10 protein-coding genes are annotated in these 17,832 nt (G+C 62.0%); 2 read left to right on the forward strand and 8 right to left on the reverse strand.

Translation table 11 applies throughout. From position 1 onward, the window contains the following. Window positions 1–159 precede the first annotated feature (159 nt). Complete coding sequence (locus tag G7Y85_RS12500) at window positions 160–3,276, reverse strand: glycosyl hydrolase (protein ID WP_166257378.1); 3,117 nt, start codon at window positions 3,274–3,276, stop codon at window positions 160–162. Between the two features lie 459 nt (window positions 3,277–3,735). Here G7Y85_RS12500 and G7Y85_RS12505 point away from each other — a divergent pair, with 459 nt between their 5' ends. Both G7Y85_RS12505 and G7Y85_RS12510 read left to right on the forward strand, forming a co-directional pair. After that, window positions 3,736–4,731: an alpha/beta hydrolase gene (locus tag G7Y85_RS12505; protein ID WP_166257381.1), complete on the forward strand. Its 996-nt coding sequence runs from the start codon at window positions 3,736–3,738 to the stop codon at window positions 4,729–4,731. A gap of 337 nt (window positions 4,732–5,068) precedes the next feature. Further along, window positions 5,069–7,441, forward strand: coding sequence for a TonB-dependent receptor (locus tag G7Y85_RS12510; protein WP_166257385.1), 2,373 nt, complete (start codon window positions 5,069–5,071; stop codon window positions 7,439–7,441). A gap of 236 nt (window positions 7,442–7,677) precedes the next feature. Here G7Y85_RS12510 and G7Y85_RS12515 read toward each other — a convergent pair whose 3' ends face one another. The 7 genes from G7Y85_RS12515 to G7Y85_RS12545 all read right to left on the reverse strand — a co-directional run bounded on the left by G7Y85_RS12515 (window position 7,678) and on the right by G7Y85_RS12545 (window position 17,815). Further along, entirely contained in the window at window positions 7,678–8,541 is an 864-nt protein-coding gene (locus G7Y85_RS12515) for a hypothetical protein (protein ID WP_166257388.1), read from the reverse strand. A gap of 206 nt (window positions 8,542–8,747) precedes the next feature. Next, window positions 8,748–10,106 carry an OmpA family protein gene (locus G7Y85_RS12520; protein ID WP_166257391.1) on the reverse strand — a complete coding sequence of 453 codons (1,359 nt, stop codon included), beginning with the start codon at window positions 10,104–10,106 and terminating at the stop codon, window positions 8,748–8,750. Between the two features lie 271 nt (window positions 10,107–10,377). Further along, window positions 10,378–11,202 carry an SDR family NAD(P)-dependent oxidoreductase gene (locus tag G7Y85_RS12525; RefSeq protein WP_166257394.1) on the reverse strand — a complete coding sequence of 275 codons (825 nt, stop codon included), beginning with the start codon at window positions 11,200–11,202 and terminating at the stop codon, window positions 10,378–10,380. A 172-nt stretch (window positions 11,203–11,374) separates the two neighbouring features. Beyond that, window positions 11,375–12,556: a lipid-transfer protein gene (locus G7Y85_RS12530; RefSeq protein WP_166257397.1), complete on the reverse strand. Its 1,182-nt coding sequence runs from the start codon at window positions 12,554–12,556 to the stop codon at window positions 11,375–11,377. Window positions 12,557–12,610: 54 nt separating this feature from the next. Next, window positions 12,611–15,208: a peroxisomal multifunctional enzyme type 2 gene (locus tag G7Y85_RS12535; RefSeq protein ID WP_166257400.1), complete on the reverse strand. Its 2,598-nt coding sequence runs from the start codon at window positions 15,206–15,208 to the stop codon at window positions 12,611–12,613. A gap of 31 nt (window positions 15,209–15,239) precedes the next feature. After that, a complete protein-coding gene (locus tag G7Y85_RS12540; RefSeq protein ID WP_166257403.1) occupies window positions 15,240–16,391 on the reverse strand; it encodes an acyl-CoA dehydrogenase family protein in 1,152 nt (383 codons plus the stop codon). Between the two features lie 146 nt (window positions 16,392–16,537). Further along, window positions 16,538–17,815 carry a sugar MFS transporter gene (locus G7Y85_RS12545; RefSeq protein WP_166257406.1) on the reverse strand — a complete coding sequence of 426 codons (1,278 nt, stop codon included), beginning with the start codon at window positions 17,813–17,815 and terminating at the stop codon, window positions 16,538–16,540. Between the last annotated feature and the right edge of the window lie 17 nt (window positions 17,816–17,832).

Here is a 17,832-nt window from a genome sequence, read left to right on the forward strand (position 1 = left end):
CAATGATGCTACATAACCAATTGATCCCGCCAGGCCCGCGAAATCGTAACGTCGCGGAAAATCCTGTCCGCAGGCTGAGCCTCTTGGAGTCGCTCAGGCCATATGGCGCGCGGCGCACGACTACGGGCTGCCAGGAATCCAGCGCGGTTCCCCGGAGATTCAATCCCGTTGCAACTGCCTAAATTCGAACACAGAGACAGGTCCTCCAATGCCGACTGGAATCGTAGAATCGGCACGGCCCTTCCACTGTGCCAGACGCTTGTCCCCGTCGAGCGCACGGCCGATTAAATTGTTGCGGGGCATCGCTTGATACAAAATTTCGATCTGGTTGCTGCCCTCACGCACGAGCGCAGTGATATCGACGTCGCCGGGCGGAATGCTCGCCGACCCAGCCGGCTTGCCATTCACGTTTACACTGGCAACACCGGGCACCAGCCCCACATCCAGGTGATACTCGAAACCTGCATCGATGTGGTCCAGGTTGATCGTCGCCCTGTAGATCGCAACTGATCCGAAATAGCGAAGTGCAGGGTCTGCTCGCCAATCGAAGAGCGGTCCGACCCTCTTGATCTCCCCCGCTTCGAGACTCCACCGGTCGATGGTCGAGACCTTTACTTGCGCTGCGCCGGCAATCATCGACGACGCTGCAGGTGGGCCGAGCGAGTCAGGCATTGGCTCGCCGACGATCAGAAAGCGCGATTCATACGGCCGAAGTTCGAGCGTGATTCGCCGTCCTTCCGATGGCGGGACTGGCGATGCAGTTCCCGTCAAGGCATCAAACCACCACATGCTTTCGTGACTCGGGACTTCCAAGGCGACCTGATTTGTTGCTTCGCGGAGATTCGAGAAGAATTCAATGCTGCTACCTGAGTCGAGGATCCGCTCGATGCGCCGAATGTCGCTTCCATGGGAAAACCGGACTCGGCTGGATTGCGCAGCCACGATGTCGTCCACCAATTCGGCAACGTTTGTCTCTTCTTTACGCCGCCTCAGCAACCTGGATACCGAATCGCGCACCCGAACATCGCCGATCTTTGCGTCGAGATAACCCGGCTGATGATCCGGAATTTTTCCGAAAAAATGCACTGGAATTCCTTCAGCGGCGAGGCGCTCGGCCGCCGCGATATCGTCCGGCCTCGCGGCATCAGTCTCTGCAAATAGAATCGATCCGTATTCCGATCCCCCGCGAGTGCGGCCATTCGGCAAGAGCTGATTCCGAAGTCCGTCCGGATTCACCCATTGCCACGTAACGCCCCGACGATCCAGCTCCGCGATGATGGGTTTCAATTTTCCCAACCATTGCTTCAGCGGATCACTATCGGGGGCGACATGAATCAGCGACCTGAATCCGGCACTCGGGTCGGTCAGGGGAAAGTGCCCTTCCTGCAAAGGCTCTGACGGCACCTCGGAAAACACCGGTGTCGTGACGCCAAACGCAGGGTAATAGATGAGAACATCGGCCTGTAGCTTGCCCTGCCTCAGCAGGTTCTGCGCGCGGGCCACATACAAATTGATGCCCTTCATGTCCGCCCAGAGCGGAACGCGCGGGGAGTAGTTTTCGGAAAAAGTAAGATCGCCCGCACCAGCAAACGGTTGCCAACCTTGTGGTCCCAGACGATCCAGGTGACCCGCTGGCCGCCAGTTGTAGGGAAATCCGTGATACACAAGTTGGTTGATGCCATCGAGGAAGAGCAGGTCCGCCGAAGCCTTCATCTTGGCTGCGTTGGTGGTGTATTCGGCTCCTGGAAAGCCCATGCTCTCGGCGCTGACGATATCCTTGCCGTACAACAGCGCGGCCGACGTTGCGGTCTTTAGAAACGTCGAATCTCCACGGCTTTCCAACTGCTCCGTTTCCGGAATGTCCGCGATGCCTTCGGCTTTGATGACATCCAGATCGAATCCATAAGGCTGTGCTCTGGATTGCAGACCGTGCGAGTGCGCCCAGTTGGTCGTTGTCTCGAAGAAGCGCTCGATCATCAAATCCGACAGCGTCTGTTGATAGTCGTGCCGGATTCGACTGTCTGCTGCAGTGAGGTGGAATATTGGGCGATCCGCCAATCGTTTCCCGATATAGGTGTTGTCTGCAGCATCCAGAAAGATCGCTGGAAGCAGCGGTCGCAAATCATATCCCCGCCGTTTCTGGAACTCGTCCAGAATGTCCGCAGCGCCCAGCCTGTCGGCCGTGAATTCAAGGCTGTCGTTGAAAATGGCGCGAAACGGACCGCCATAGTACTCACTGAACCTGGTCCGATCACCGAAGACGTAGTTGTATTCGGCTCGCACTCGCGCCGAATCGACTGGATTGACCGCGTACGCAGGCGACGGGAATGCAGCGCCGACCGGACGTTGACCCGAAGGCATCAACCAAAACGTGAGCAGCACCCAATTACCGGCAGGGGCATCCCAGGAAAACCTTCCATTGCGAACGCTCGCATCGACAACGCGGATGCTTGCCGTATTCAGCCTGAGCGGACCATCGATAGACAATTGCGCACTGCTTCCACCGACGGGCACGGCGACAAGAGCGCTGAGAAACGTCGCGGGGCTCGCGTCAAACTCCGCAAAATTCGACTTGGCAAGCGAGCTCAACAAACCGCTGGCGAGCGCATTGATGCGCGGGCAGGGTCGAGGAAGATCAATATCGATATGCCTTCCGCCACTGAATGTTGCCTGGCCCCAAACAACATTCTGAAGGCCGTCTGCGGCAGATACGGCAGGGCTACCGCCCGGCCACCCGCTGTAGTGGGTCAGGTCGATCTGCAGGCCGAGGTCCTTTGCAGTGGTCAGTGTGCTGCGAACGGCTGCAAGGTAGGTTGGCGAGTCAACCTTGTACACTCTGGCATGCAGGGCAGCATCATCGCCTATTACATCGCTGGTCCCGGCAGCGAATGGCTGAATTTCAGCACCGCCAAATCCGGCATCATGAAGTTGCTGCAATTCCCGATTCAATTCGGCCGATTGCACATCGGCGCCAGGCCACCACCAGCGAATCCACGGCATTGATGTTCGTGGCGGATTCGCGATCTGATTCCAGGAGAATTGGGAGGCAATGGCAGCCGGTTTGATCACCGGATCAGGTTCGGCGGCATACGACAGCAGAGCACGTTGCGGCTTGTAACCGGTAGGCTCCAGAGTTGTTTGAATCCGGGTCCAGAGGAAGGTCGCTCCGACCGCGATTGCCAGTACAAGTAACAGCGCGACGACCAGCGCTATCCGTAGCAGCGTGCGCGACAATCTCCTCGCAACCTTTGCGCCTGATCCTGCGCGAGCATTCATGACGTTCTCCGCCGATCTGACTGGATGCGACCGTTGCCATAGGCCACCTGGCAGTCCGTTTCTGGCTTTCCCGAACGTTAGCATTGGAGCACCGGCTTTCCACCCTCCGAAAGATGGGGGCGTTCTGTCGCGCGCAGTTTGAACCCCCGGATCGATTTCACGGCGACCAATCTGCTCGACAGGCAAGTCCTTGCTTTGCGCGTCAGGCGGGATCTCGCTACGGATGCCACCTGCACTTCATCGCCCGCTTCAATGGCAATTTCGAGGTTCCGAAACCGGAGATTGTGCACGCAGCGCCGGCCAGGCGCTGCGTGCACCCCTACAAAACGACAGGTTTGCCAGCGCCGGCAATCGTCTATACGTGGGGTATTGACCAGACTTGTGCGGCACGGCTTCGTCGTGTCTCACGAGATAATCCAGCGTGGAGGCCGGATAGTGCGAACATTCAGACGGATCCTGATGTGGCTGTTCGGCAGCGTCGTCGTCACGCTCGTGGCACTCGTGGGCTATGCCATGTCCACCGACACGTTTCGGCAGACGGACCCGCAGCTGCTGCTCGGCATTCCGCGCGCAATGTGGTCCATGAGCAAACCGACGCCGACGTTCGCCGAGCTTCAGGCGCAGGCATCGGACGTTCGTTACACGGAGAAATTCATTCCCGGCATGGCGGGCGATCCGTCGGTGCGCATCATCATCGTCGATCCCGGGCATCCAGCCGCTGGACGACCCGGAATGCTCGACATGCATGGCGGCGGCTACATGTACGGCTCGCCGGAGCTGAGCATGTCCTACCTTGGCAAGTGGGTCGGCAAATACGGGTTTACCGCGGTGTCGGTGGACTATCGTTTGGCGCCGGGCACCCACTATCCGGGCTCGCTGCACGACAACTACGCCGCACTCAAATGGTTCCACGACCACGCTGCGGAAATGGGCGTGGACCCGGCGCGCATCGCGATCATGGGCGTCAGCGCGGGTGGCGGTCACGCAGCGGCGCTCAGCATCTTCGATCGCGATCACGGCGACATCCCGATCCTGTTCCAGATGCTGATGTGTCCGATGCTGGACGACCGCACCGGCTCGAGCTTCGAGCCAGGCGCCTCTCTTGGGCACCTGGTGTGGACGCGTGAGGACAATCGAAAGGGCTGGACGGCACTGCTCGGCATGCCGCCCGGCGGGGCGGACATTCCCGACGACGCCGTGCCGATGCGCGTGAAAGATCTTTCCGGCCTGCCGCCGACTTTCATCTCGGTCGGCTCGATCGATCTGTTTTCAGTCGAGGACGAGCGCTTTGCGCAGAAGCTCAAAGCGGCTGGCGTCCCGACCGAACTTCACGTCTATCCCGGCGGCTTCCACGCCTTCGAGCTCATCGTTCCCGACGCGAAGATCTCGCAGCAGGCAATGAAGGCGGAAGAGGACTACCTCGTGCGCGGCTTCGAATTGCCCGCGATGCCGTAGCCGATCGCGACAACATCGGCAACCGAAAGCGCGCGGTGACGCAAGCGTCGCCGGCCTTTCCGCGCGGGCGCTGCTCCCCTTCAATCGGCAATTCCCTTCCCGGACCCGACCCTCACGGTAGGGGACAGTCTCCTTACACATTCCTAGCCTTGCACCGAGATTGCCGAAAACGGCAGAAGATCGTCGCCCGTCGTCGACCCCATAGCCGACAGTGGCGTCGTCGAATAACTATTACGGTGAGGAGCAGCAGGTGAGGAAACACGATCGGACACGCTCAAGGGGGCTACCCTTTTTCCTGCCTCTGGCAACGGCACTGTACTTTGGGAATTCGGCGCCGTTGCTGGCGCAGGATACGCATCCCGAACCCGGAACCGCGCCTTCGCAGGCGCGGGAAAACCCGCCCTCGGATCCGCAGGGTACCGATGCGCCGCCACCCCCAGCGCGCGACGTATCGAGCGACTCCCTGCCTACGATTCCCGTGACGGGAGATGTCGCGACCGCCCCTCCGGTCGCGGCGTCGAAGCCGCATGAACAGATCGCGGAGATCATCGTGACTGCCACCAAGCGTGAACAGGCTTTGAGGGATATCCCGGCCAGCATTACGGCGCTCTCGGGGGAAGACCTTGAAAAAAGCAACGCACAGGGCATCGAGGACATTGCCAGACTGGTACCCGGCCTCTCGACCACGACACCCGGCGACAGCGGCACCCGCGTCACCATCCGCGGCATCGCCGCACCGGCGGCGACGAATTCGACAACCGGCGTGCTGTTCGGCGACGTGTCGTTCAATGATTTCTATCTGCCATTGGTCGTTCTGGATCCCAATCCCTTCGACATCAAGTCGGTTGAAATCCTGAAGGGACCGCAAGGCACGCTGTTCGGTGCCGGTGCGCTCAACGGAGCGGTGCGTTACGTCCCCGAGCCACCGAAAATGGACGAATGGGAAGCCCGGTACTTTCTGCAGTACACGCGCGTCGACCACGGAGACACGGCGCCCATCTACGGCGCCGTGGTCAACGCTCCGATCCTCGATGACGACCGCGCTGCAGTGCGCATCATGGGATTCAAGCGGCACTCGCCAGGCTACATCGACAATGGTCAACTCGGACGAGACGTCAATCGTGTCGATCAGAAGGGCATTCGCGCGATCGCGGCCTGGAACCCGGACGAAAATTTGGAGACGACGCTGACGTACGCCTATCAGGCGACCGACAACGCAGACACCAGCGTCGCCGACAACGACGCCGGCGAACTGAATACCGACAACCGGCCGCGGCACAGTCCCCAGAAAAACGACTATCGACTCGCCGATCTGGCCATCAAATGGCACCTGAACTGGGCCGATCTGGTGTCGGATTCGGCGTATGTCGGCAAGCACAGCGACTCGTTCTTCGACGCATCGTCCCGCCTGCCGGGCAACGGTCAGACCCCGCTGCAACTGGCACAGATCTCCGCCGGACACTCCGACACGTACAGCCAGGAGTTGCGCCTCGTCTCTCCGCCGAATCCGGACTCGCCGTGGCGATGGCTGGGTGGCGCGTTCGGCTGGCGGCAGAAGATCGATGTGGAAACCGCCATCCCGCTTTCGGCGGCCCTGCCCGGTGGCCTCAACGACCTGCCGCCTGTGCTGGGCGGCCTCCTTGACTCGATCCTCCCTGGCGCAAGCGGCATCATCGACGAGCAGGGTCAGATCAATCTGGCTGGTGGAGCGTCTAACGTCCGTATCGAGGAGCTGGCGTTGTTCGGTGAAGTGACGCGCGAACTCGGTGAGAACTGGGAGCTGACGATGGGCGGACGCCTGTTCCAGACCCGCTCCGGTGGCACGAAACTGAGCGACGGCGCGCTCACCGCGGCAGCGAGTCAGCAGCTTCAATCGAGCTACACCGCTGACATAAAGCAGCAGGGTTTCAATCCCAAGCTTTCGCTGCTGTGGCATCCGAACAAGATCGTCACCACCTACGCCGCCGTTTCGAAGGGCTTTCGCGTCGGCGGCCTGCAGCCGGGCGCCAAGGTCCTTCCCGGCGGCCAACAGCCGCCCAAGGCGTTCAAGTCTGACTCGATCTGGAACTACGAAACCGGTGTCCGAACGAACTGGTTCGGCGGCGCCATGCATTTCGACGTCACGGCCTATTACCTGGACTGGAAGAACCCTCAGGTCTTCCAGAACGGTGCAGACGGACTGACGATCTACGTCGACAACGCCGGCGGGGTCGCAAGCAAGGGGATCGAGGCGGCGCTGCAGACGCTGCTGCCGTACGGATTCCTGTTCAACTTCGCGGGTTCCTGGAGCCGGACCGTCACGACGTCGCCGTTCACCGCGTCCGACGGCAGCGACGTGGCCTCCGGCCGTCGGTGGCCTTTCGCACCGAACCAGCAATATGCGATGACGCTGGGACACATGGCATCGATCGGGAACTGGTCTCTCGACACGAGTCTGACCTATACCTATCTTGCCAAGGCGACCACCGATCTCAGCGAAAAGCTGTCGCAGAACATCTTCGACTTCGCACAGGCCGATCTGCAGATCGGCCTCGAGAATCCGGCCCTGCGCTGGCTCCCGGACATTGGCTTCGTCGTCAACAACCTTGCCGACAAGCGTGGCGTCACGAATCGTTTCGTCGGCAATCTAGAAGGCACCGTCCCTCTCTACGAGGACGTGACCTACATCCGACCGAGAACCTACACCCTTCGACTGAGCGGCAGCTTCTAGCGGCGCCGTGGCGTGGGCAGACTCGCGGCTGCGGCAGCAACCGTCACGACGGCGAATCCATCTGGTGACGTTCGGGTCGTGCAGACCCGCTCGGGTCCTGCATCGTCTTTCCAGGGCACACAGCGACGCCCTCGGCCGACCCCGTCAGCCGATCATCGTGCGTGTGGCGCGTCCAGGTCGCGGATGCGACAGGCGACCTCATCCGTCATCTGCAGGGTTTGCCGGGAAAGGGGCAGCTACTGGATGTAGACCGGTCCCTGCAATGCGACACCGAGGGGCTTGCCACCCTCGCTGCTCAGCGCCGGATCAATATGTACCGTGTAGCGTCCCGGCGTCACGCCCTGGTAAACCAGAACATAGGGATTGCGACCGACGGACCAGAGGCCATTCGCGCTCACGCCTTTCTCGTCGAGAACGCGAATGTGCTGCGCAGCGGCGCCTGCGTCGGCAAGGCTCTTCGAGAAACGAATCACCATGGCATCGGCATGGCTTGCCTGACCGACATACTGGACGCTGAAACCGCGGGCGGCGGGTGACTGCCACCACGGCTGCAGTGCGTCGATCGCCGCCGGCGGTGGTTCGCGCACCGCAGAGCGCGGCTGTGAGTGCTTCGGCGAGGGGGGTGGTGCCACACGACCAGCATCCGCATCCCGCGTCGCGGCATCGGTCGAGAACGGCTCGTCGACGATGGCGCTGGCTGTCGGCTCGGCAGTCGATGCGACCTGCGGCGCGACAGATGCATCGTCAGTGTTCGCGAAAGCACGCGTCGCGAATCCGTTGTCGGACTGCACCGCAACACTGGTCGCCGATGTCGATGCGTCCACTGCTGTATCGACCGATGATGCCTCGACGGAGGGCATCACCGCTGTGTCCGTCCGGCTGGCACCTGCCGGCGGCGGCGTGGCCGGCGCGTCTGCATGCGCCACGAGTGCCACTGCTGGTTGCTGGCTGACAGGCGCCTGGTCCGCCGGTGCGCTCGCCTCGGAAACGAGGGCATCCGTACCGGACTCCGCGGGCAAGGTATGCGCGTCTGCGGACGTCGCCGCCGTACCCGGCCGCATCATGAAGGTGATCGCCGCGGCGAACACCAGACCGATCACGCCGAGAATGACGAATCTCAGCTTGCCGGGACCGGAGTCCATCATCAGTTGATTGCTCATTGCCACTCCTTCGAGTTCGTGTCTCGATCGCTACCCGTGTCGCGTTGTCGGCTGATCGAAAAGCCGCTCGGGACGACGAGTTCCGTGTCTGAATGCGCCTTGCCCGTGAAGCCGACCCCGGCAACGGACGGACGGGATGTCGACGATCACGGCTGGCCCGAGGTGCCCGGAGCCGTTGCCTTGGGACCCGGAACGGATTTGCCATCCGACGCCGGCGCAGGCGGAACCGGAAGCGTGGCCATCGCAGCGTCGGGCTCGGACGCCGGCGCATCGTCGGACGCAGGACCGGTGCCGGCCGTCGCGGAGGCACCGCTGCCGACGATCTTCAACTCCACCCGCCGATTCAGCTCGCGGCCTGCCTCGTCGTGGTTGTCGGCGATCGGTTCGATTTCGCCAAACCCGCGGGTCGTCATGCGTTCACCCGCCACGCCGCGTTCAACCAGATACTGCATCACTGCGTCGGCGCGTTGCTCGGACAGAGCCTGGTTGTAGGCATCGCTGCCACGCGAGTCCGTGTGCCCGTCAATCTCGACCTGCAGATCCGGCGACTTGCCGAGCGCATCGGCGACGCCGTCGAGGATCATTTTTGCGTTCACCGTCAGTCGTGCGCTGTTGTCCTCGAAGTTCACGCCGCGCAACAGCACGCTGTCGCCGACACCGCAACCCGACAGATCGACACGCTGCCCGGCCTCGGGCGGCTTGCACGGCGGCGGCAGCGGGCAACCACTCGCATCGACCTGTGCGGTCGCCGGCGTCTTCGGGCACTGGTCCTGCGGATCGGCAACACCATCACCATCGCTGTCGACCGGCGAGGCAACGGGCACGACCACTGGCGGCGGCGCCACGGGCGCCGGTTCCGGCGCCGCTGCACCGAGCGGAATCTGTACGCCGAGATTTGCAACATAGTCGGTGAATCGAAGCGTGTTGCCGGCACCAAAATCATCGGGACGATGATGCTCGCTATACCGCGCAAGGACTTCGGCGCGAATCGCGAAGCGGTGGCCGGCGACATTGAAGCCGAACAACTGACCAAACCCACCTTGCGCATACATCGCATTGAAGACATCGTTCGCGACGCTGGCGCCGGGCGGTAGCAGTGGTCCGTTGGGATCGGCGACTGCGCGCGCGTAGTCGTCGGCATGCAGCATGCCGACACCGCCGATCGCGTAGAAATTCGGTGCAAAATCGAACGGCAAGACCAGAAGGTTGGCGCCGATGCCGCCGGCGACTGTACTGCGGTTTCCGGTCGAAGCGCCGAGCACGGCCAGCGAAGCCTGCACTTCGGCGGCCAGCATGCCGGCGCGATAGCCGGCAAACAGCACAGCACCCGGCCCATTGTTCGCGTGCCAGTGATCATCGGCGACGACGTAAGAAGCCATCGGGCCGGCATACCAGCCATCCAGCGCATCGGACTGCGAGGCATCAGCAGCAGCTTGCACAGTCACACCACCGCCGGCAAAGCAGACAAGCGCGATCAGCAGAAACCGCACTGGCAAGAATCTCATCCCTCTCCTCCTGGAAAATTGCAGCCGCAATCTAGTTATGGGCACGCCGAGCGGCGACGCTCGCAATTCAGGACACCGCGTCGGCCACGCTCGCCGCACGACTTCCCTGCACGTCATCCCGTCGTGCGGAACAGTCCTTGCAAAGCGATCGGTGTAAGGGTGCCCGTCGGACGATGTCGAGTGACTGACGGCGCGCCGCCGCGCACATCAATGATTGCGACGTCGATTGCAAGCAAGGCAACAGCTGCGCGACGTGCGATCGTGCGGCAAGCTAGCGGATGCCGCCGGCACAGAGCAGCGTCTCGCCGCTGATGTAGTTCGATTCCGGGAAACAGAACAATGCAACCGCGGCCGCAGCTTCCTGCGGCGTGCCGGCGCGACCCAGTGGAATCTGTGATTCCGCCGCCTTCAGGAAATCGGGATTGACCCCGACCTTGATTTTGCGCCCCTCGATGTCGACCATCGCTCCCGAACCGGCCGGCGCCTCCGTCAGGCGGGTCTTGATGAGGCCGAAGGCAACCGCGTTGACGTTGACCTTGAAGCGCCCCCATTCCTTGGCCATGGTCTTGGTCATGCCGAGCACACCGGCCTTCGCGGTGGAATAATTGATCTGCCCCGCGTTGCCGCTGGTGCCGGCGATCGAGGAGATGTTGACGACTTTGCGGAAATTCTCGATGCCGGCTTCGGCTTCCTTCTTCGACGCTTCGCGGATGAATCCGGCGGCGGCGCGAAGCACGCGAAACGGTGCCGTCAGATGCACGTCGATCATCGCGTACCACTGCTCGTCGCTCATCTTCTGCACAACGTTGTCCCAGGTATAGCCCGCGTTGTTGACGATGATGTCGATCCCGCCGAATTGATCGAGGGCGCACTGCGTGAAGCGTTCTCCGAAATCCGCTTCGGTAACGCTGCCGACACAGGCGACCGCCTTGCTCCCGAGCGCCCGGATCGCGTCGACGGTTTCCTCAGCAGGGCCGGCATCGAGATCGTTGACGACCACGACGGCACCCTCCGATGCCAGCTTCAGCGCAACCTCACGGCCGATGCCGCGGCCTGATCCCGTGATGAGCGCAACCTTGCCTTGCAACTTTCCCATTCCAAATTACTCCTGATTGCTGTTGAAGCCACGAAACGCAACCCGCCCGGATCCCCGCGGTCTGGCATCCGGCATGATCTGCATTCTCTCTGTCTGCTTCGACCGACTGCCCTGCCCGAAAAGGGAGGGGTTGACGCCCGAAACTTTTTGGCGTCGCTGCGATGCAGAACCGTCAATCGCGGCGGTACATCGTCACCACGCAAGCGCCGCCCAATCCGAGATTGTGCTGAAGGGCGACATTCGCACCTTCCACCTGGCGGTGCTCGGCTACACCACGCAACTGCCAGACGAGCTCGGTACATTGCGCAAGCCCGGTCGCTCCGAGGGGGTGTCCTTTGGACAGCAGGCCGCCCGAGGGGTTGGTCACGACCTTGCCGCCGTAAGTGTTGTCGCCATCCCAAATGAATTTCTCGGCGCCACCTTCCGGACAGAGCCCCAGTCCCTCGTAGGTCAGCAGTTCGTTGGCGGTGAAGCAGTCGTGCAATTCGACAACGCTGACATTTTCGGGCCCGATGCCGCTGGCTTCATAGACCTGCCGCGATGCTTCGCGTGTCATGTCGAAGCCGACCATCTTGATCATGCTCTGCTCGTCGAAGCTGCTGGCGTAGTCGGTGGTCATTGCCTGAGCGGCAATGTAGACGGGCTTTGAAATTCCCTGCTTCTTCGCGAATTCGTCAGAACACAGGATCGCGGCGCCGGCGCCGCAAGTCGGCGGACAGCACTGAAAGCGGGTCAGTGGATCGAAAACTTCTTCGGACGCCATGATTTCGTCCAGGCTCAGTCTCTGGTTGAACAGGGCGTAAGGATTGCGGCTGGCGTGATCGCGAGCCTTTTCGGCAATCTTGCCGAAGGTTTCCTTTCTGGTGCCGTGCTGGAAGCGATATTCGCGACCGGCGCCACCAAACATCTGCGCCGCCGGCGGTGCGCTGTTCATGCCCTGCACGTCGAGCATCACCTGCACATGACGGCTCATTGGCGTCTCGCGATCGTCATACTTGTTGCCCAGTGCGCCGCGCGACATTTTCTCGAAGCCGAGTGCCAGCACGCACTCCGCCGCACCGCTCTCGATCGCCTGACGCGCCAGCCACAGCGCCGTGGAGCCGGTCGAGCAATTGTTGTTGACGTTGACCACGGGAATTCCCGTCAGCCCGAGCTCGTATACCGCCCGCTGTCCGCAGGTCGAATCGCCGTAGACGTAGCCGACGTAGGCCTGCTGCACATCCTTGTAGGCGACGCCGGCATCGCCGAGAGCCTTGCTCCCGGCTTCCTTCGCCATCTCGTGGTATTCCGGGCTGGCGCCGGGCTTGGCGAACTTGGTCATGCCGACACCAATGACATTGACGCGACGTTTCATTTCGGGTTCCTCGATCTTCGGTTGGTGAAACGGCTGGACAATGGCGCGGGTCGCTCAGATCAGCCTGTCGAACATCGTCAGCTGATACGCAAGTCGCACATCACCATCGACGCGCAAACGGCCGCGCTGGTAGAGATCACGAATGCCGGCCTGACCGGTGGCCAACGCGACCAGATCGTCGTCGGCGATGCCGAAAACCGCCTGCGCTGCATTGCAGGAACCTGGTTCGATCATCGGCGTCTTGCCGGAGAAATCCACGAACCAGCTGGCCGCTGGCGCTTGCAACTCGAATCTGAGGGCCTGCCCCTGGAGGCCGTCGGCCGCTTGCGGATCGCGGCTCAGGCGCTTGCGCAGTGCATCGAAGATTTCGCCTGCACGGCCAGGCTTCGGAGCTTCCGATGGCACGTCGATGGCCTGCGCGGGCGCGCCGCCCTGCCCCAGCCGGGCCTGCACCACTTCGTCGATCAGCCCGGCTTCGAGCTTCTGCAGAAAGCCGAGCTTCTGGGAGGCCATGACATTGCCGCTCACTTTCATCTTGCCGCCGAAGTACAGCTTGTTGGGGTCGGCACGTCCGGTGGACATCGCGACGAAGTCGTTTTCATTGAGCTCCAGCGTCACGTCAGCGCTACCCTTGATGCCGGACACGACGAGGCCGTCGCCGGATTTCATGTCGAGCGTCCAGGCGCTCTCCGGCGATTTCAGCTTGAATTGGAAGACCGTCTTGAGCTGATCGCCGAGACCTTTGCTGGTTGCGAGGTATCGACCGATCGCGGCGAAGATGTCCGCCGCGATCGGTCCTTTCGTGGGCGTCGCGCTTTCGCCGGTCGCTGCGCCGCTCGTGGCCGGCAGAGGGATCTGTTCGAACAGCTCGACAGCAGCGTTACGGATCACCACCTTGTCCCGCTCCTTGACACGCACTTCGCAGACGATGCGCAGCTCGGACTCCTTCCACATGCGCGTCTCAAGCGTCTCGCCCGGAAAGACGGTCTCGGCGAAGCGCACCTTGATGCTCTTGAACTTGCGCGGGTCGTTGCCACAGAAGGCCTTGACCACTTGCCGGCCGAGGATGCCGTAGGTGCATAGTCCGTGAAGGATCGGCCGGTCGTAGCCGAAGGCCTTGGCAAATGCCGGATCGGCATGCAGCGGGTTCCAATCGCCGCAAAGTCGGTAGAACAGGGTCTGGTTCGGCAGCGTTTTTTCTTCGATCACGAAATCCGGATCACGCGGCGGCGGCTGGTTGATATCGCCGCTCGGGCCGCGATCGCCACCCCAGCCGCCGGCACCGCGCACGAACGAAGTGGACTCGTTGTACGCGATCTCCTGGCCGCTCTCATCGGTTGTCGTGATCGAAGTCACCACAACGGCGTGCGGATTCTTGTCGTAGGCAGCCTTGAGTCTGAACGTGTGCTTGAAGCGACCACGACGCGGCAGCGGCCGCCTGATCTCCGTGTACTGCTCGCCATGCAGCAACCGGTCGAAGCCGAAATTCAGACCAGGCAGCGGCAACTTGCCGTCCTTGCTCATCGCCAGCATCACGTTCGACGGCGGCATCACGGCGTAGGTGGGCAAGGCCGCGAACTGCTCGTCAAGTTCATAGACGTATTTCAGTTCGTCGCCGTCAACCGGGTTTCGCGCTGCGCCGACGCCGAGCGCATACAGCGCCAGATCGTTTTCGTCGTAAGCCGACTCCAGCGTGTTCTCGGCGGCGTAAGCCACGTCCAGATCGAGAAACTCGTTGCCACCGTAGCTCCTGGCATTGAGCGCCGTCATGATCGCGGAGACCGTGTCGTTGACGGACTGCGGGTGTTCGGCATCGTCGAAGTCGATGACCTTGGGCCACTTCGCCGCCACCTGCTCGACGTCCCACTTGAGCCCCTGGCCAAAGGTGTGCCCACGGGTTCTCTCCCAGCGCAGCTTGGCCATGTAGCCGGCACCCACCTCGAAGAGTCCGCCGGTCTCCGTGCACTGCTCGTGGCAAAGCCAGCCGACCAGCGGACTGATGTAGTCGGGTTTGAGAACGGCCAACAGCTCTGCCGGCATCACTGTCTCAGTGAGCCGCGAGGCCGCGATCGGCGCGATGGTGTTGACCAGGATGTTTCGATTGCGGCCTTCCAGCGTCAGGGTGTTGGCCAATCCCAGCAGTGCCAATTTGGCTGCCGAATAGTTGGCCTGACCGAAGTTTCCGTAAATGCCGGCACCGGAGGTCGTGAAGATGATGCGGCCGTAACCCTTGTCGCGCAGGTACGGCCAGGCGGCATGGGTCACCGAGAACGCACCGTTGACGTGCACTTTCATGATCAGGTCCCAGTCGTCCCGGCTCATCTTCTGGAAACTGACGTCGCGAAGGATGCCCGCGTTGTTGACGACGATGTCGACGGTCCCGAATGCGTCGATGGCGGTCTGCACGATACTGGGCCCGTCTTCGACGGAATCGTGATTGGCGACCGCTTCGCCACCTGAACGCCTGATTTCCTCCACGACTGCGTCGGCGGACGCGGAGGATTTGCCACCGCCATGGGCGCCGCCACCGAGATCATTGACGACAACCCTGGCGCCTCGCGCAGCGAACATCAGGGCGTGCTGGCGGCCGAGGCCGTTGCCGGCGCCGGTGATGATGACGACTTTGCCGTCGAATCGAAGTTGTTCGCTCATATGAGTATTTCCGTGTTCTCGAATGTCAGGCTCAGATCGACATCGAACGCGCGATGAGTTCCTTCATCACTTCATTCGATCCGCCAAAGATGCGCGTCGGCCGGCAGTCGACGTACGCGCGCGCGATGGGGTACTCGAGCATGTAGCCGTAGCCACCATGCAGCTGCAGACACTGGTCGACGACGCGACAGTACAGATCGGAGCACCAGTACTTCGCTGCTGCGGCGTCTTCAGGGCTCAGCTGCCCCTTGAGCAACAGCTCCAGGCAGCGATCGACGTATACACGGCCGAGGCCGATCTCCGTGTTCATCTCGGCAAGGCGAAACCGGGAGTTCTGGAAACTGGCGACCGACTGCCCCATCACCTTTCGGCTTCGCGTGTAGTCCATCGTGTTCTCGAGCGCAGCCTCTGCTCCGGCGATCGAGCCAATCGAGATGATCATCCTTTCCCAGGGCAATTCCTTCATCAGCGCGACGAACCCCTTGCCGGCGGCGCCAAGCAGGTTCGCCTTCGGCACCTCGACGTTCTCGAAGAACAGCTCGCAGGTGTCCTGCGCCTTCATGCCGATCTTCTTCAGCGGAGCCCCCTTGCTGAAGCCCTTGCGGTTCGCTTCGACGATCAGCAGAGAGATGCTGTGTGCGCCTTTGTCAGCCTCCGGTGGATCGGTTTTTACTGCGACGATCGCCATGTCGGCGAGATAGCCGTTGGTGATGAAAGTCTTGGAGCCGTTGACCAGGTAGTGGTCGCCCATGTCGAGCGCGCGTGTCTTGATGTTCTGAAGATCCGTGCCGACCGCGGGCTCGCTCATTGCGATCGCCGTCACGATTTCCCCGGTCGCCATTCTCGGCAGCCATTCGAGCTTCTGCTCGTGGCTGCCGAAGTTGTTGAGATAGTTGGAGACGATATCGGTGTGCAGCGAAAAACCGAGGCCGCTCGCGCCCGCCCGCGACTGCTCCTCGATCAACACGGCGCTGTAAAGCCGGTCGGCACCGCCACCACCGTATTCCTCCGGCATCGTGATGCAGAGCAGGCCGAGCTCCCCGGCGCGCTTCCAGATGGCACGATCGACCTGGTTCTGTGCCTCCCAGGTGTCGTGTTTCGGAACGACTTCCTCCTGCATGAAACGCCGCACGTTGCGACGGAACTCCTCGTGCTCGGGCTGGAACAACGCTCTGGGTATCATCGAAATTTTTAGGACACGGCATGTGGCTGGACTTGCCTTCAAGTTACCGGCAGACCGCCTGGCCCGGACCTACCGCCGCGGTAGGGTGCCGTGGAACGTGCCCCTCCAGACCTTGCGGGTCTGACTGCGCGCTACGGTCTGCGGCGTTAATCCGCGCCGACCGGGCGCACATTGCAGAAGCGCCCATACGCTGCGATCCCGCCATAGCACAGGAACGGCACCAGGAGCGCCGCACGAAGTGTCGAGACATCCGCTACGGCGCCGGCGATGACCGGCACGATGGCACCGCCGACGATCGCCATGCAGATCAGTCCGGAACCGCCGGGCGCGCGATCCCCGAGCCCCTCGGAAGCCAGCGAGAAGATCGTCGGAAACATCACGGAGTTGAAGAGACCGACCGAGATCAAGGCCGCACCCGACAACGCACCCGTGCCGAACCCCGAGAGCAGCAGCAGGCCCATCGCACCCAGCGCCGCAACGGTGAGCACTTGCGGCGGACTGAAGCGGCGTAACAGTTCTGCTCCTGCAAATCGGCCGAACAGCGCGCCGCCCCAGTACAGCGCGACGCGCTTGCCGGCAGTTTCGGCTGTCAGCGCCATGGTGTCGGCCTGCATCAGATAGCTGACCAGCATGCTGCCGATCGCCACTTCGGCACCGACATAGACGAAGATGCCGAGGGCACCCAATGCCAGGCGTGGTCGGCGCAGCAGGGTCAGTGCGCCGGACAGCCCCGAGCCGGACTCGTGATTTTCCGTCAGGCGGTTTCTTTGCAGCCACACGACTGCAGCCACCAGCAGCAGGAACAGCGCCAGCGCGAGGTAGGTATGCGACATCATCGCGGCCTCTGCAGGGTTGAACGCACCCTCCGCAGCACTCGCTGCCGGCGCGCCGTCGGCGAGCGGACGGAGGATCAACAAGGCGCCAAGGTATGGAAACAGCGTAGTGCCCAGCGAATTGAACGCCTGCGCGAAGTTGAGCCGACTATGCGCGGTTTCAGGGGCGCCAAGCACACAGATCAGCGGATTGACGACGACCTGCACGATGGTGATTCCCGACGCCAGCACGAACAGCGCAACGAGGAACGCGGCGTAGAGCCCATAGGCGCAGGCTGGAATGAACAGCAGGCACCCGAGCGTCATCGTCATCAGACCCAGAACGGCGGCGCGCAGGTACCCGATCCTTTGAATGAGCGCACCAGCTGGCGCGGAAACAAGAAAGTAAGCGAGGAAGAAGGCAAACTGCACCAGCATTGCTTCTGCGTAGTTGAGAGAAAACAGACTTTTAAGCTTTGGAATGAGAACGTCATTCAAGCTGGTAATGCCGCCGAAAACGAAGAAAAGGGCGAACACGAACGGACGCAGGCCGGGCGCCGAGGAGGCGGCCTTGGGCTCTCCGAGCGAGGAACTTCCGGAAGCGATTTGCATGTCTATCCCTCAGTTGA

Source organism: Solimonas terrae (assembly GCF_011067135.1).
Taxonomy (GTDB): Bacteria; Pseudomonadota; Gammaproteobacteria; order Nevskiales; family Nevskiaceae; genus Solimonas; species Solimonas terrae.

Coding starts and splice junctions, on each gene's coding strand:
- G7Y85_RS12500 (WP_166257378.1), bottom strand. CDS start 3,276: ATGAATGCTCGCGCAGGATCAGGCGCAAAGGTTGCGAGGAGATTGTCG.
- G7Y85_RS12505 (WP_166257381.1), top strand. CDS start 3,736: ATGTGGCTGTTCGGCAGCGTCGTCGTCACGCTCGTGGCACTCGTGGGC.
- G7Y85_RS12520 (WP_166257391.1), bottom strand. CDS start 10,106: ATGAGATTCTTGCCAGTGCGGTTTCTGCTGATCGCGCTTGTCTGCTTT.
- G7Y85_RS12525 (WP_166257394.1), bottom strand. CDS start 11,202: ATGGGAAAGTTGCAAGGCAAGGTTGCGCTCATCACGGGATCAGGCCGC.
- G7Y85_RS12530 (WP_166257397.1), bottom strand. CDS start 12,556: ATGAAACGTCGCGTCAATGTCATTGGTGTCGGCATGACCAAGTTCGCC.
- G7Y85_RS12535 (WP_166257400.1), bottom strand. CDS start 15,208: ATGAGCGAACAACTTCGATTCGACGGCAAAGTCGTCATCATCACCGGC.
- G7Y85_RS12540 (WP_166257403.1), bottom strand. CDS start 16,391: ATGATACCCAGAGCGTTGTTCCAGCCCGAGCACGAGGAGTTCCGTCGC.
- G7Y85_RS12545 (WP_166257406.1), bottom strand. CDS start 17,815: ATGCAAATCGCTTCCGGAAGTTCCTCGCTCGGAGAGCCCAAGGCCGCC.